Below are 14,809 nucleotides of genomic sequence, written 5' to 3'. Positions count from 1 at the left end.
TGGCCGCCCAGTCACGCGACGAGCCCGAGCCGTACTCCTTGCCGCCCAGCACGACGAGCGGGGTGCCCGCGGCCGCGTAGTTCTGCGCGGCGTCGTAGATGAACGACTGCGGGCCGCCGTCCTGGGTGAAGTCGCGGGTGTACCCGCCCTCCACGCCGTCGAGCAGCTGGTTGCGCAGGCGGATGTTCGCGAACGTGCCGCGGATCATCACCTCGTGGTTGCCGCGGCGAGATCCGTAGGAGTTGAAGTCCTTGCGATCGACGCCGTGCTCGGTCAGATACTGACCGGCGGGGCTCTCCGCCTTGATGGAGCCGGCGGGCGAGATGTGGTCGGTGGTGACCGAATCGCCGAGCTTGGCGAGCACCCGCGCGCCCGCGATGTCGGCGACGGGCTCAGGCTGCAGCGTCATGCCCTCGAAGTACGGGGGCTTGCGCACATAGGTCGAGGCATCCGCCCACTCGAACGTGGCGCCCGTCGGCGTCGGCAGCGACTTCCAGCGCTCGTCGCCGGCGAAAACGCTCGCGTACTCGCGGTCGAACATCTCGGTGTCGATCGACGAGTCGATCGTCGCCTGCACCTCGGCGGCATCCGGCCAGATGTCCTTGAGGAACACGTCGTTGCCGTCGGTGTCGGTGCCGAGCGCATCGGCGTCGAAGTCGAAGTTCATCGAGCCGGCGAGGGCGTAGGCGATCACCAGCGGCGGCGACGCGAGGTAGTTCATCTTCACGTCGGGGTTGATGCGCCCCTCGAAGTTGCGGTTTCCGGAGAGCACCGCGGTCACCGCGAGGTCGTTCTCGTTGACCGCGGCCGAGACCTCTTCGATGAGCGGACCGGAGTTGCCGATGCAGGTGGTGCAGCCGTAGCCGACCGTGTAGAAGCCGAGGGCTTCGAGGTCGTCGGTGAGGCCCGCCTCCTCGTAGTACTCGGTGACGACCTTCGAGCCGGGCGCCATCGTGGTCTTCACCCACGGCTTGGCCTTCAGACCCTTCCGGGCCGCGTTGCGGGCGAGCAGGCCCGCCGCGAGCATGACGGAGGGGTTCGACGTGTTCGTGCACGAGGTGATCGCGGCGATCGTGACGGCGCCGTGGTCGAGCGTGTATTCGGTGCCGTCCGCCTGCACGACATGCGCCGGCTTCGACGCGGATGCCGGGGCGTGGCTGCGGTGGTGGTGCACGTGGGTGCTGTGCTCGCTCTCGGGGGTGTTCGAGGGCGGGTCGGAGGCCGGGAACGACTCGGCGATCTCGAGGTCGACGAGGTCGTGGTCGACGTCGGCGTAGTTGAGCAGGTCCTTCTCGAACTGCGCCTTCGCGTCGCTGAGGATGATGCGGTCCTGCGGGCGCTTCGGGCCGGCGATCGACGGCACCACGGTGCCGAGGTCGAGCTCCAGGTACTCGCTGAACACCGGCTCGACCGACGGGTCGTGCCACAGGGACTGCGCCTTGCTGTACGCCTCGACGAGCGCGACCTGCTCGTCGCTGCGTCCGGTCAGGCGCAGATAGTCGAGGGTCACGTCGTCGATCGGGAAGATCGCGGCGGTCGAGCCGAACTCCGGGCTCATGTTGCCGATGGTGGCGCGGTTGGCGAGTGGCACCGATGCCACGCCCTCGCCGTAGAACTCGACGAACTTGCCGACCACGCCGTGCTTGCGCAGCATGTCGGTGATCGTGAGCACGACGTCGGTGGCGGTGACGCCGGTGGGGATGGTGCCGGTCAGCTTGAAGCCGACCACGCGCGGGATGAGCATGGAGACGGGCTGGCCGAGCATGGCCGCCTCGGCCTCGATGCCGCCGACGCCCCAGCCGAGCACGCCGAGTCCGTTGACCATCGTGGTGTGCGAGTCGGTGCCGACGCACGTGTCGGGGTAGGCGCGCAGCACGCCGTCGACCTCGCGGGTGTAGGTGACGCGCGCCAGGTACTCGATGTTGACCTGGTGCACGATGCCGGTGCCGGGCGGGACGACCTTGAAGTCGTTGAACGCGGTCTGGCCCCAGCGCAGGAACTGGTAGCGCTCGCCGTTGCGCTGGTACTCGATCTCGACGTTGCGCTCGAACGCGTCGGCGCGGCCGAAGAGGTCGGCGATGACGGAGTGGTCGATGACGAGCTCGGCAGGCGAGAGCGGGTTGATCTTGGTCGGGTCGCCGCCGAGGTCGGCGACGGCCTCGCGCATCGTCGCGAGATCGACGATGCAGGGCACGCCGGTGAAGTCCTGCATGATCACGCGTGCCGGCGTGAACTGGATCTCGGTGTCCGGCTCCGCCTCGGCATCCCACGAGCCCAGCGCCTCGATCTGCTGCTTGGTGACGTTCGCGCCGTCCTCGGTGCGCAGCAGGTTCTCCAGCAGCACCTTGAGGCTGAACGGGAGCTTGTCGTAGCCCGGCACGGCATCGGTGCGGAAGATCTCGTAGTCGGTACTGCCGACCGTCAGGGTGCTCTTCGCACCGAAGCTGTCAACCGTGGACACGATTCGTCTCCTTCGTCGGCGGCGGATGCGGGAGGTCCCCGCACGTCCCATCTTTGCGCGCTGCGCCGGGCTCCACCAGTAGGGAGTGCCTCACGCAGCAACCGTCAATTTATCTTGACGTCAAGATAAATGTAGCACCGCGCAGGGCCGACGAACGCGCTCAGTCGTCCCGCGTGGCGCGCGCCGCGTGCGGATACAGAGCCCGCACCGCCAGCCACGTGACCGCCACGAGCGGCGCGAACAGGGGCAGCCCCATCAGCAGCTTGACGGTGCCGAGCGCCGTGACGGCGTCGGCGAGATAGAGGGGAACCTCGACGATCAGTCGAGCCGCGAACAGGCCCGTCCACAGCAGCGTGAGCCAGAGGTACGCCCGGCGCTTGCGGAGGTCGGCCCGCCACGCGGTGGCGTCGTCCATCATCCAGCCCACGGCGAGGCCGATGAGGGGCCAGCGCACGAGCACCGAGATCAGCAGCACGGCGCCGAAGACGGCGTCGATGACGAAGCCGTAGAGGAAATTGTCCTGCGCACGGCCGGTCCACAGGGCGATCCCGGCGGCGATCGCCGTGGCGACGAGTCCGCCCAGGGCCGACGCGAGCGGCTGCCGGGACAGCAGCCGGACGAGCGTGAAGGCCACGGCGATGCCGAGCGAGATCACCAACGGCAGCACCAGCTGCCGCGTGATCGTGTAGGCGACGACGAAGGCGAGCCCGGGGAGCACGGACTCCAGCACCCCGCGCCATCCGCCCATGGCGTGCCAGACCACGTGCCCGGTGCTGCCGGCCTGAGCGGGGTCGAGGCCCGCCCGTCGTGCGGCGCCGCCGAGCGCCGCGCCGATCACCTCGGAGGCGGCGGGGACCGCCGAACCGTCGTCCGCGCGGGATGCCGCGGCATCCTCCTCGCCGGCGCCGGATGCTCCTCCTGCCGGGTCCGGACTCACGCCGTGCCCGGGGTCGTCGGCATCTTCAGCGGGATGAGGTCGCGCGGCGGCATCGGGTTGCCGCCCCGCACGACCACGAGCGAACGGAAGAGGTCCTCGACGCTCGCCGCCGCGTTGACGTCTCCGGTCGCCGCACCCCCGATGACGCCGCGCAGGAACCAGCGCGGACCGTCGATGCCGACGAATCGCGCCAGGCGCTTGCCGGTCGTCCCGTCGGGGTTGGCCACGGGCACCTCGGCGAGCAGTTCGGGCCCGAGCGGTCCCTCGCGCTCCTCGACCCGGCCGCCCTGCTGGCGCACCTGCGCGCGGATCTGCTCCCGCGTCTCATCCCAGAGGCCCGCCGTCCGCGGCGCGGCGAAGGGCTGCACCTGCAGCGTGGAGTCGGCGTAGTCGAGCCCGACGGCAACGATGCGGTTCGTCTGCTCCTCGATCTCCAGTCGCAGATTCAGGCCCTCGCGGGGCAGCACCTTGATGCCGCCGAGGTCGATGTAGGGGCGGACCGGGTTCGCCTCGCTCTCGTCGAACGGACCCGCCGTCTCGCGGTCGTCCGGCGCCGACTTGCGTGCGGGCTGTTCGGGCAGGGCGTCGTCGCCGCTCATGCTGTCGCTCACGACATGCTCCTCGTCAGGGGGGTCGATTCGGTACTGACACCGGTGGATCCGAAGCCGCCGGCGCCGCGGATGCTGCCCTCCAGCTCGTCGACCGGCAGGAAGACGGCGCGGGCGACGGGCGCGACGATCAGCTGCGCGATGCGGTCGCCCACGGCGATGTCGAACGCGCTGTCGCGGTCGGTGTTCAGCAGGGCGACCTTGATCTCGCCGCGGTATCCGGCATCCACCGTGCCGGGAGAGTTGACGATGGTGATGCCGTGCTTGGCCGCCAGACCGCTGCGCGGCACCACGAAGGCGGCGTATCCCTCCGGCAGCGCGATGCGCACGCCGGTGCCGACGAGTGCGCGCTGTCCGGGCTCCAGCCGCAGCGCCTCCGCGGAGACGAGGTCGGCGCCCGCGTCACCCGGGTGCGCATAGGCCGGAAGCACGGGGGCGATAATGGGGACGTCCACGGTTTCGGTCACTCAACGAGGGTAATGCAGATGGCTACGAGCGGCACGCGCGCCGGCGACGACTACCGCGAGCGGCTGACGCCCTCGCTCTGGGCGATCGTGTCCGCAGCGGTGGTGGCCCCGATGGCCACGCTCGTCTTCGTGCCCCTCAACCAGACGCTCGCCCTCGCGATCGGGGTGCTCGTGGCGGTCCTCGTCGTCGTGCTGATGATCGCCGGAGCGCCGGTGATCAGCGTGCGCGGGGGCGTCCTGCACGCCGGGCGCGCCCACATCGACGTGCATCTGCTGGGCCGGCCGACGACCTACGAGGCCCTGCAGGCGCGTCAGGTGCGCGGCCCGGGGCTCGACCCGCGGGACTGGCACGTCATCCGCGGTGGGATCGACGGAGTGGTGCGGGTGACGGTCGAGGACCCGGACGACCCGACGCCGAGCTGGGTGCTCTCAACGCGAACGCCGGATCGCCTGGCGGCGGCGATCCGGCGTTCGCAGACGGGCGCTTAAGCCGCGCAGTCCTTGCAGATCGGCCCGGCCGGGTCCTCGTGGTCGAGCTGCGAGCGGTGCTTCACGAGGAAGCAGCTCACGCAGGTGAACTCGTCCTCCTGCGCGGGCAGCACGACGACGTCGAGCTCGAGGTCGGACAGATCGGCACCCGGCAGTTCGAAGCCCGAGGGGTTGTCCGCGTCCTCGACGTCGATCGACCCCGACGACTTGTCGGGCACGCGCTCCTTGAGCGCCTCGATCGACTCGCTCTCGTCTTCGTTCTTGCGCGGTGCGTCGTAATCGGTGGCCATTCCTGAACGTTCCTACTTCCGAGGGTTGTGTGTCTGCGGGCCCGTATGGGCGGCGACAGTTTGCACGAATCGGAACGAATTTGCAACTGCGATGTCAGAGGCCCGATCGCCCGGGAACGTGCATGGACGAAACCGGCGGCGCGCCCACGGTATTCCCGGCCTGCAGAACCTCCCGTGGGACCATGGAGCGAGCAGATCGGAGGCGCAGTTCGCATGGAACAGCTGAGAGTCATCGGGACCGAGGGCGAGACCCTCGTGCTCGCGACCGAATCCGGGGAGCGATTCACCCTGCCCGTCGACGACGTGCTCCGCGCCCAGCTGCGTCAGGCGCGGCGCGACCGCGACGAGGAGCAGGACCGCGGGCCGCGCACGAGCCCGCGGGAGATCCAGGCGCAGATCCGCGCCGGCCTGGGCGCCCGTGAGGTCGCCGAGCTGTTCGGCATCTCGATCGACGTCGTCACGCGATACGAGGGCCCTGTGCTGGCCGAGCGCGAGCACATCGTCGGCCAGGCGCTGGCCGTGCCCGTGCTCGTCGCCGACGACTTCGAGCACGACACCTCCCCCACCTTCGGCGCCGCCGTCCGCGCGAAGCTCGCCGAGGCCCACGCCTCCGGTGAGCGCTGGACGAGCTGGAAGGAAGAGGGCGGCTGGGTCGTCAGGCTCGAGTTCACCGTGGGCGAGGTCGAGCACGACGCACGCTGGTCGTTCGACCCGCGACGCACCACGCTGACGCCCGCGAACGCGGCCGCCACCCAGCTGTCCCGCCAGGGTGCGCTGCCCGAGGGGCTGATCCCGCGGCTGCGCGCGCTCGAGGTGCCGCTTCCGCCGGTCGCAGACGCCTCGGCGACCCCGGAGCCCGGCCTGCGTCGCCTCACCGAGGCCGACTACGCCGCGGCATCCGTCCAGGAGGCGGCCGTGCGATCCGCGCCGGCCGACGCCACCACGTCCAGCGACACGGCGGATCTGCTCGAAGCGCTGCGCCGTCGGCGCGGGCAGCGCGAACCCCTCCCGCTGCCCGAGGACGAGGACCAGGACACCGTCCCCACCGCACCGGTGGCTCCCGTCTCGATCTTCGACGCCTTCGGATCCGCCGACAGCCAGCCTGCCCCGGCGCCCGCCGACGACGAGCTCGACCTCCTCACGGAGGAACCCGCCGCCCGCACCGGCTCGACGCCGGGCGACAGCCGGCGCAAAGGCCGCCCGTCGATGCCGTCCTGGGACGAGATCGTCTTCGGCGCCCGCAGCGAGGACTCCTGATCAGAGCGCGGCGAGCGCACCGAGCTTGATCAGGGGCACAGCGCGCTCCTCGTCGGTGAGCGAGCCGTGCTGGCCGATCATCCGTTGCGGCGCCTTGTCGGCGAGCCGATCGTCGTAGTACGCGATGCCGGCGCGCGCCGCGACGATGACGTCGCCGATGCGCGGACGCACGGCATCCGTGGTCCGGCCGAACAGGCCCGCGGCGATCGCCTCGTCCCGGGACATCACCCAGGAACGGGATGCCTCCGCCTCGCGCCACGCGGCGAGCACGGCATCGCTCGCCCCGTCCTCCGCGTACACGTGCAGCATGCGCGGCTCTCCGGCGATCTGGCGCACGCCGTCCACGAGCGCATCGCCGTCTTCGAGCAGCACCTGCCGGTGCCGCGGCACGTCGACCATGCCGTGGTCGGCGGTCACGACCGCCCCCACGCCGGGGCCGAGTGCCGCACTGAACGAGCGCACGACGCCGTCGAGCATCTCCAGCTGTGCGGCCCACTGGTCGGACTGCCAGCCGTGCCGGTGGCCGATCGTGTCGAGCTCGGGGGCGTACAGATAGATGAGCGAGCCCGGATGCTGCCCCGCGAGCGCGGCCGCGGTCAGCGCCCGCTCACGCAGATCGTCCACTCCGATGAAGTCCGCGCCGCGCATCGTCGCGACGCTGAAGCCGGTGCCGCGGTAACGGGCCCGGGAGACGACGAACGCGGGGCGCTGGATCGCCTGCCACCGCTGGAGCAGCGGTTCCGAGCGCTGCCACGTCATCGGGTCGAGCCCGTCGTCCTGCCATCCGGTGAGCTGATTGGAGACCACGTCGGTGCCCGGAACCCGCACCCGGTAGCCGACGATGCCGTGCTCGCCCGGGTCGGCGCCGGTGAGGAGGCTCGTGAGGGCCGCCGCGGTCGTCGACGGGAAGACGGTGCGCGCGACCGCGCGGCGCCCGCCCGCGGCGGTGAGCGTGCGGGCATAGGCCGCACGCTGCGAGAGGTTCCGGGCGCCGAGGCCGTCGACGACGAACACGATGGCGCTGCGCACCGGGGCGAACCACGAGGAGCGACCGTCCAGCGCCGCCTGCAGCTGCACGACGACGTCGGTGAGGCTCCGGGCGTCGGCGGGCTCCCCCGGTAGGCTGAGGCTCATCCGGCCAAGTCTCGCACAGTCGTCACCGCCGGCCCCGCTCCGAACTCGAAGATCGCCCCACCTGTATGCCAGCTCAGACTCCCCCGCCCGCCCCCGGCCGCGAACGCATCGAAGACGTCGATGTCTCCGCCGAGATGCAGGGCTCGTACCTCGAGTACGCGTACTCGGTGATCTACTCCCGCGCCCTGCCGGACGCCCGCGACGGCCTGAAGCCGGTGCAGCGGCGCATCCTGTACCAGATGGCCGACATGGGGCTCCGCCCCGACCGCGGGCACGTGAAGAGCGCCCGTGTGGTCGGCGAGGTGATGGGGAAGCTGCATCCGCACGGCGACTCGGCGATCTACGACGCCCTGGTCCGCCTCGCCCAGCCGTTCACCCTGCGGGTGCCGCTCGTGGACGGGCACGGCAACTTCGGCTCGCTCGACGACGGCCCCGCGGCATCCCGCTACACGGAGGCGCGGCTGGCGCCGCCGGCGCTGGCCCTGACCGAGAGCCTCGACGAGGACGTCGTCGACTTCATCCCCAACTACGACGGTCAGTTCCAGCAGCCGGAGGTGCTGCCGGCCGCGTACCCGAACCTGCTCGTGAACGGCGCGTCCGGCATCGCGGTCGGCATGGCCACGAACATGGCCCCGCACAACCTCGTGGAGGTCGTCGGCGCCGCCGTGCACCTGCTGCAGAACCCGCAGGCCACTGTCGAGGAGCTGATGGCGTTCGTGCCCGGCCCCGACCTGCCGTCGGGCGGCATCATCACGAGCCTCGACGGCGTGAAGGACGCCTACGCGACCGGCCGGGGCACGTTCCGCACCCGCGCGAAGGTGTCGATCGAAGCGCTCGGACCGCGCCGCACGGGCATCGTGATCACGGAGCTGCCGTACCTCGTCGGTCCCGAGCGGGTGATCGAGAAGATCAAGGATGCCGTCAACGCGAAGAAGCTGACCGGCATCGCCGACGTCGCCGATCTCACCGACCGCAAGAACGGCCTGCGGCTGATCGTCCAGATCAAGACCGGGTTCGATCCGAAGGCCGTCCTGGAGCACCTGTACCGCCTGACGCCGCTCGAGGACTCGTTCAGCATCAACAACGTCGCCCTGGTCGGAGGTCAGCCGCAGACACTCGGGCTGCGCGAGCTGCTGCGCGTCTACCTCGACCACCGCATCCGCGTCGTCACCCGCCGAAGCGAGTACCGTCTCGCCCGCAAGCGCGAGCGCCTGCACCTGGTCGAGGGCCTGCTCATCGCGATCCTCGACATCGACGAGGTCATCCAGGTCATCCGCACCTCGGACGACAGCGAACAGGCCCGCACGCGCCTCCAGGACGTCTTCGACCTCTCCGAGGTGCAGGCGGAGTACATCCTCGAGCTGCGGCTGCGGCGCCTCACGAAGTTCTCCCGCATCGAGCTCGAGGCCGAGCGCGACGAGCTGAATGCCCAGATCGAGGAGCTCGTGAAGCTGCTCGGCAGCGAGGAGCTGCTGCACGCCCAGGTGGCGCGCGAGCTGGATGCCGCCGCCGAGACGTACGGCACTCCGCGGCGCACGCTGCTGCTGGACGGCGGCCCGATCCAGCCCCGCTCCCGCGCCGCGGCGCCGGCCGACCTGCAGATCGCCGACACCCCGTGCCGCGTGTACCTCTCGGCGACCGGGCGCATGGCGCGCACCGACCTCGGCGAGGACACGGCCATCGTCCCGCCCGCGCGCCGGTCGAAGCACGACGCCGTGCGCAGCAGCGTGGACACCACGACGCGCGGCGACGTGGTCGCCGTCACGACCCTCGGGCGCATGCTCCGGTTCTCGCCGGTGGACCTGCCTGCGGTGCCCGGGAACTCCGTGCAGCTCGCCGCCGGCACGCGCGTGGACCAGTATCTGGGACTTTCTAAGGACGAGCACGTGGTCGCCCTCGTCCCCCTCGCGGAGCAGCCCGCGATCGCGCTCGGCACCGCCCAGGGCGTCGTCAAGCGCGTCGCGACGTCGGAGCTCGCGAACAAGACCGATGCCGAGGCGATCTCGCTCAAGCCCGGTGACCGGGTCGTGGGCGCCGCGGTCGCCCCCGACGACGTGGAGCTCGTGTTCGTCACCAGCGACGCCCAGCTGCTGCGCTTCGACGCGGCATCCGTCCGGCCGCAGGGCCGCGCCGCCGGCGGCATGGCCGGCGTCCGCGTGGCGCCGGGCGAGCGCGTGGTGTTCTTCGGCGTGATCCCGGACCCGCAGGATGCCGTCGTGGTGACCATCGCGGGGTCGACGCAGGCGCTCGCGGGCGCGGATGCCGGCGCCGCGAAGGTGTCGGACTTCGCCGAGTTCCCGGCGAAGGGCCGCGCGACGGGCGGCGTGCGCGCGCAGCGGTTCCTGAAGGGCGAGGACACCCTCACGCTCGCGTGGGTGGGCACCGAGCCGCGTGCGGTCGGTCCGGACGGATCGGTGCGTCAGCTGCCGGAGGCGGGCGCGAAGCGCGACGCATCCGGAACGCCGCTCGACGCCGTCATCGGAGCGGTCGGCACCGTCGTCGCCTGACCGGCCATCGCCTGCCCCTGGACCGACCGTCCGCGGTCAGGTCAGCGCCAGCAGGGCGTCCGTGCCGCCCGGCACCGCGAGGGTGACCAGCTTGGTGTCGAACGTCACGAGCCGGGCGTCGGATGCCACCGCCAGCGCGAGCAGGTAGGAGTCGGTGACCTGCGCGCTGGAGAGCAGCCGCTCGCGCCGCACGTCGCCGGTCAGCAGGCTCACCGAGTCCGCGAGGAACTCGTGCTCCGGGTGGGCGACGAGGCTCGTGAGGCTCATCACCACCGCGGGCATCGACTGCGGGTTCGGGTACTTCGGATGTGCGAGGATCCGAAGCGCCCCGTTCTGCACGACCGGCGACGTGCACCACGTCGTGCCGGATCGGGAGGCGAACCAGCGGTGCGCCCGTTCATGGTGCACGTGCAGCGGATCGACCAGCGCGATCACGACGTTCACGTCGAGGAGGAACCGGGTCATGGCAGGTCGTCCCGCAGCCGGTTGACGTCGTCCAGTGTCGCCGAGCCTGCGCCGGCGGCGCGCGGCAGGAGCACGATCCCGTTGCGGCGGCCTCCCTCGCGGGCCCGCTCGGTGAGGGTCGCGCGCGCGAGCTGGGACAGCGCCTCCCCCAGCGTCAATCCACGCGCGTCGGCGTACTGGCGCGCGGCGGCGAGCACATCGTCGTCGATGTTCAGCGTGGTGCGCATGCGTCGATCATCACGCATCACGCATCGCCGGTCAACGTCAGGCGTCGATGCGCTCCCGACCCAGCCGATCCGACGAGGTGACGATGAACTCGCGTCGCGGTGCGACGTCGTTGCCCATGAGCATCTCGAAGACGGAGGTGGCCGCTTCGGCATCCTCCACCCGTACGCGGCGCAGGGTGCGGCCGGCGCGATCCATCGTCGTGGTGGCGAGCTGCTCGGCATCCATCTCGCCGAGGCCCTTGTACCGCTGGATGGGTTCCTGCCAGCGCTTTCCGGACTTGGTGAGCTTCGCGAGGAGCCCGTGCAGCTCCTGCTCGCTGTAGGTGTACAGCGTCTCGGCCGGGCGGCCCCCGCGTCCGTTCACGATGACCCGGTGCAGTGGCGGGACCGCGGCGAACACGCGGCCGTCCTCGATGAGCGGGCGCATGTACCGGAAGAAGAGCGTGAGCAGCAGGGTGCGGATGTGCGCGCCGTCGACGTCGGCGTCGCTCATCAGGATGATCTTGCCGTAGCGGGCGGCATCCAGATCGAACGTGCGGCCGGATCCGGCGCCGACGACCTGGATGATCGAGGCGCATTCGACGTTCGAGAGCATGTCGCTGACGGACGCCTTCTGGACGTTGAGGATCTTGCCGCGGATGGGCAGCAGCGCCTGGTGCTCGCTGTCGCGGGCGAGTTTCGCCGTACCGAGGGCCGAGTCGCCCTCGACGATGAACAGCTCCGACTCCGCGACGTCGTTCGACCGGCAGTCGACGAGCTTGGCCGGCAGCGACGAGGACTCCAGTGCGTTCTTGCGCCGCTGGGTCTCCTTGTGCGCCCGGGCGGAGATGCGCGCCTTCATCTCCGCGACGATCTTGTCCAGAAGCAGCGCCGACTGCAGCTTGTCGTCGCGCCGCGCGGAGGTGAGTCGCTCGGTGATGCCGCGCGAGACCACGTTGGACACGATCTGGCGCACGGCGGGCGTGCCGAGCACCTCCTTGGTCTGCCCCTCGAACTGGGGTTCGGGCAGGCGCACGTTCAGCACGACGGTGAGGCCCGCCATGATGTCGTCCTTCTCGAGCTTGTCGTTGCCCACCTTGAGCCGGCGGGCGTTCGCGTCGACCTGGGCGCGGACGGACTTCAGCAGCCCCTGCTCGAAGCCCTGCTGGTGCGTGCCGCCCTTGGGGGTCGCGATGATGTTCACGAACGAGCGCACCGTGGTGTCGTAGCCGGTCCCCCAGCGCAGCGCCACGTCGACCTCGCACTGGCGCTCCACCTCGGTCGGCACCATCGCGCCGGATGCCTGCAGCACCGGCACGGTCTCGGTGAACCCGCCGGTGCCCTGGAGGCGCCACACCTCCGTGACGGCGCTGTCGGGCGCGAGGAACTCGGCGAACTCCGAGATCCCGCCGTCGTATTTGAAGGACGTCTCCGTCGGCCCCGCGTCGGCGTCCCGCTCGTCGCGGATGACGATCTCGAGCCCGGGCACGAGGAACGCGGTCTGCCGGGCGCGCTGGACGAGCTCGTCCAGCCCGAACGAGGCATCCTTCGTGAAGATCTGCCGGTCCGCCCAGTAGCGGATGCGGGTGCCGGTCACGCCGCGCGCGACCTTGCCGACGGTGCGCAGCTCGCTGGCCGCGTCGAACGCGGTGAACCGCGACTCCGGCGAGCCGTTCGCGAAGACGCCGGGCTCGCCGCGGTGGAACGACATCGCCCAGGTCTTTCCGCCGCGGTCGACTTCGACGTCGAGCCGCTCGGACAGTGCGTTCACGACGGAGGCGCCGACGCCGTGCAGGCCGCCCGAGGCGGCGTACGACCCGCCGCCGAACTTGCCGCCGGCGTGCAGCTTGGTGAACACGACCTCGACGCCGGAGAGCCCGGTGCGCGGCTCGATGTCGACGGGGATGCCGCGCGCGCGGTCGCGCACCTCGACGCTGCCGTCGGCGTGCAGCACCACGTCGATGCGGGTTCCGAAACCGCCGAGCGCCTCGTCGACCGAGTTGTCGATGATCTCCCACAGGCAGTGCATGAGGCCGCGGCTGTCGGTCGACCCGATGTACATGCCGGGGCGTTTCCGCACGGCTTCGAGGCCCTCAAGCACCTGCAGGTGGTGGGCGGAGTACTCGGCTGTCACGATCATCCAGACTATCGGGCGTGCCCGGTGCCGCCGCCGCGGACACGGCGGTTGCGGCCGCTCTGATGACGCCGCGCTACGCGGTGAGCGAACCGCACGGCGTTCCGGGCATTCTTCTCGGGTGCGCGTGGTTGTATGTCAGTGACGGAGGAAGTTGCGACTGACCGAGGAGGCACCGAAATGACCACGCTCACGGCCCACAACGAGACCACCGGGGCCCCCTTCTACCGACTCACCGCTGCCGACCGCTGCGACTCGTGCGGCGCGCAGGCGTACATCGCCGCCGAGGTCAACGGCAGCGAGCTGCTCTTCTGCGCCCACCACGGCCGCAAGTACGAGGCGAAGCTCCGCGCGGTCGCGACGACGTGGCACGACGAGACCGCCCGCCTCAACGACGAAGCCTGATCCGGATCAGCCGCTGACGTCCCGCCGGTAGCGGCGCGGGAGAGCGGGAGAGACGCGCAGCGCGATCTCCTCACCGATCGTGTCGATCGCCTCGGCGAGACCGGTGGCGGTGCACTCCCCGCTTCCGCCCGGTCCGTACACGGTCACCTCGTCGCCGACCGTGGCATCCGGCCAGCCCTGCACCTGCGACTGCGTCGCATCGATGCGCTCCAGGCGCCGCGTGCCGCCCGGCGTCCCGACGCTGACGCGTCCGGCGAGTGCGGACGGCAGGCCGTCGAGCATCCCGATCCCGATCTCGACCGTGTCGTCCGTCACCGCGAGCACGGGCGCCGTCAGCCGCGCGATCGGACGGATGCCGAGAGCATCGGCCTCCGGGCCGCCGGCGGGGTGGATGCCGTACGCGAACGCGCCGACGCGCACCAGGTCGTATCGGAACTCCGCGCGGGCGAAGGACGCCGCGCTGGCCGCCAGATGGCGCAGCCCGGGGTCCAGGCCGGCGGCGCGCGCCTCGTCGACCGCCCAGTCGAACACGGCGCGGGCGGCGTCGTCCTCCGTGTCGGATGCCTCGGCGATGTGGCTCCACACGCCGACGACGCGGATGGCGCCGTCGGACTCGAGCCGGGCGGCACGCGCGACGACGGCGGGCCAGTCCTCCGGCCTGATCCCGTTGCGGTGCAGGCCGGTGTCGATCTTCAGGTGCACGCGCTGCGCGCGCACCGCGGCGGCATCCTCGAGGAGGTCCGGGTCGCCGACGCCGAGATCGAGGTCGGCGGCCACGGCGAGTTCGGCGTCCTCCCGGGACCCGATCATCCACGCGAACACCCGGGCGTCCGGACCGAGCTCCTGCCGCACGACGATCCCGTTCGCGACGTCGAAGGTGCCGAACCAGCGCACGCCGGCATCCCACGCGCGGCGCGCGACGGGCGCGACGCCGTGACCGTACGCGTCGTCCTTGACGACGAGCATGTGCCGCGCGGGGGCGACCCGTTCGCGGATGACGGCGAGGTTCGCGTCCAGCACGTCGAGGTCGATGTCCAGATGCGCGCTCATGCGACGGCCTCCCGCAGCGCGCGGCGGCCGACCGCCGTCACGATCTCGGACTCGTGCAGGCCGGTGGCCGCGGCCCAGTCGCGCACGCTCGGCTCGCCGAGCGCGGGGTCTCCGAAGAAGACGGCCTCGTCGCCGCGCCGCACGTCGAGGTCGTCGATGTCGATCATGCACACGTCCATGGCCACCCGGCCGACGATGGGGCGCCGCACGCCCGAGATGACGACGTCGGCGGCGCCGCCGAGCGAGCGCACGATGCCCTGTGCGTAGCCTCCCGTCACGAGGGCGATGCGGGTGTCGCGGGCGGCGCGGTGCCGGTACCCGTAGGAGACGCCCTCGCCGGCGCGCAGGCGCTTGACCACGAGGGCGGTGCCGGACAGGCGCATCGCGGCCGACCGGCCC

At 71.2% G+C, this 14,809-nt stretch carries 15 protein-coding genes; 4 read left to right on the top strand and 11 right to left on the bottom strand.

Annotation, left to right across the window (positions count from 1 at the left end):
- From acnA to dut, 4 genes are all read right to left on the bottom strand, one after another.
- Positions 1-2,461 (bottom strand): aconitate hydratase AcnA (gene acnA, locus VJR25_RS12210; protein ID WP_324115385.1); only part of this gene is annotated, 2,461 nt, incomplete at its 3' end.
- A gap of 160 nt (positions 2,462-2,621) precedes the next feature.
- A complete protein-coding gene (locus VJR25_RS12205) occupies positions 2,622-3,398 on the bottom strand; it encodes a DUF3159 domain-containing protein (RefSeq protein WP_414683779.1) in 777 nt (258 codons plus the stop codon).
- Positions 3,395-3,997 (bottom strand): DUF3710 domain-containing protein, encoded by a 603-nt coding sequence (locus tag VJR25_RS12200; protein ID WP_324115387.1) that lies wholly within the window; start codon positions 3,995-3,997, stop codon positions 3,395-3,397. The genes VJR25_RS12205 and VJR25_RS12200 overlap by 4 nt, the downstream gene beginning before the upstream one ends.
- Positions 3,998-4,005: 8 nt before the next feature.
- Positions 4,006-4,473, bottom strand: coding sequence for a dUTP diphosphatase (dut, locus tag VJR25_RS12195; protein WP_324115383.1), 468 nt, complete (start codon positions 4,471-4,473; stop codon positions 4,006-4,008).
- Between the two features lie 18 nt (positions 4,474-4,491).
- Between dut and VJR25_RS12190 the strand changes: the two genes are divergently transcribed.
- Positions 4,492-4,962, top strand: coding sequence for a DUF3093 domain-containing protein (locus VJR25_RS12190; RefSeq protein ID WP_324115377.1), 471 nt, complete (start codon positions 4,492-4,494; stop codon positions 4,960-4,962).
- Here the strand turns inward: VJR25_RS12190 and VJR25_RS12185 are convergent.
- Entirely contained in the window at positions 4,959-5,252 is a 294-nt protein-coding gene (locus tag VJR25_RS12185) for a DUF4193 domain-containing protein (protein WP_324115374.1), read from the bottom strand. The two genes, VJR25_RS12190 and VJR25_RS12185, sit on opposite strands and share 4 nt — an antisense overlap.
- Positions 5,253-5,465: 213 nt before the next feature.
- Here VJR25_RS12185 and sepH point away from each other — a divergent pair, with 213 nt between their 5' ends.
- Positions 5,466-6,509, top strand: a complete 1,044-nt coding sequence (sepH, locus tag VJR25_RS12180) for a septation protein SepH (RefSeq protein ID WP_324115371.1) — start codon at positions 5,466-5,468, stop codon at positions 6,507-6,509.
- Here sepH and VJR25_RS12175 read toward each other — a convergent pair whose 3' ends face one another.
- Positions 6,510-7,643: a nucleotide pyrophosphatase/phosphodiesterase family protein gene (locus VJR25_RS12175; protein WP_324115369.1), complete on the bottom strand. Its 1,134-nt coding sequence runs from the start codon at positions 7,641-7,643 to the stop codon at positions 6,510-6,512. It abuts the gene before it with no gap.
- Positions 7,644-7,708: 65 nt separating this feature from the next.
- Between VJR25_RS12175 and VJR25_RS12170 the strand changes: the two genes are divergently transcribed.
- Positions 7,709-10,150 carry a DNA topoisomerase IV subunit A gene (locus tag VJR25_RS12170; protein WP_324115367.1) on the top strand — a complete coding sequence of 814 codons (2,442 nt, stop codon included), beginning with the start codon at positions 7,709-7,711 and terminating at the stop codon, positions 10,148-10,150.
- 36 nt (positions 10,151-10,186) lie between these two features.
- Here the strand turns inward: VJR25_RS12170 and VJR25_RS12165 are convergent, their stop codons facing one another.
- The 3 genes from VJR25_RS12165 to VJR25_RS12155 are packed head-to-tail and all read right to left on the bottom strand — an operon-like array spanning position 10,187 to position 12,961.
- On the bottom strand, positions 10,187-10,615 hold the full coding sequence (locus VJR25_RS12165) for a TA system VapC family ribonuclease toxin (RefSeq protein WP_324115365.1): 429 nt from the start codon (positions 10,613-10,615) through the stop codon (positions 10,187-10,189).
- Positions 10,612-10,842 carry a hypothetical protein gene (locus tag VJR25_RS12160; RefSeq protein ID WP_324115363.1) on the bottom strand — a complete coding sequence of 77 codons (231 nt, stop codon included), beginning with the start codon at positions 10,840-10,842 and terminating at the stop codon, positions 10,612-10,614. Before VJR25_RS12160 ends, VJR25_RS12165 begins: the two co-directional genes overlap by 4 nt.
- Positions 10,843-10,879: 37 nt before the next feature.
- On the bottom strand, positions 10,880-12,961 hold the full coding sequence (locus tag VJR25_RS12155) for a DNA topoisomerase IV subunit B (RefSeq protein WP_324115361.1): 2,082 nt from the start codon (positions 12,959-12,961) through the stop codon (positions 10,880-10,882).
- A gap of 174 nt (positions 12,962-13,135) precedes the next feature.
- Here VJR25_RS12155 and VJR25_RS12150 point away from each other — a divergent pair, with 174 nt between their 5' ends.
- Positions 13,136-13,360, top strand: a complete 225-nt coding sequence (locus VJR25_RS12150) for a DUF7455 domain-containing protein (RefSeq protein WP_324115358.1) — start codon at positions 13,136-13,138, stop codon at positions 13,358-13,360.
- A 6-nt stretch (positions 13,361-13,366) separates the two neighbouring features.
- Here VJR25_RS12150 and VJR25_RS12145 read toward each other — a convergent pair whose 3' ends face one another.
- Together VJR25_RS12145 and VJR25_RS12140 are read right to left on the bottom strand one after the other, a co-directional pair.
- A complete protein-coding gene (locus VJR25_RS12145; RefSeq protein WP_324115356.1) occupies positions 13,367-14,410 on the bottom strand; it encodes an alanine racemase in 1,044 nt (347 codons plus the stop codon).
- Positions 14,407-14,809: alanine racemase C-terminal domain-containing protein (locus tag VJR25_RS12140; RefSeq protein ID WP_324115354.1), on the bottom strand; the 403-nt coding region annotated here is incomplete at its 5' end. The genes VJR25_RS12145 and VJR25_RS12140, both read right to left, overlap by 4 nt.

The organism is Microbacterium sp. (assembly GCF_035277845.1).
Taxonomy (GTDB): Bacteria; Actinomycetota; Actinomycetes; order Actinomycetales; family Microbacteriaceae; genus Microbacterium.
This window is presented reverse-complemented; position numbering and strand designations above follow the sequence as displayed.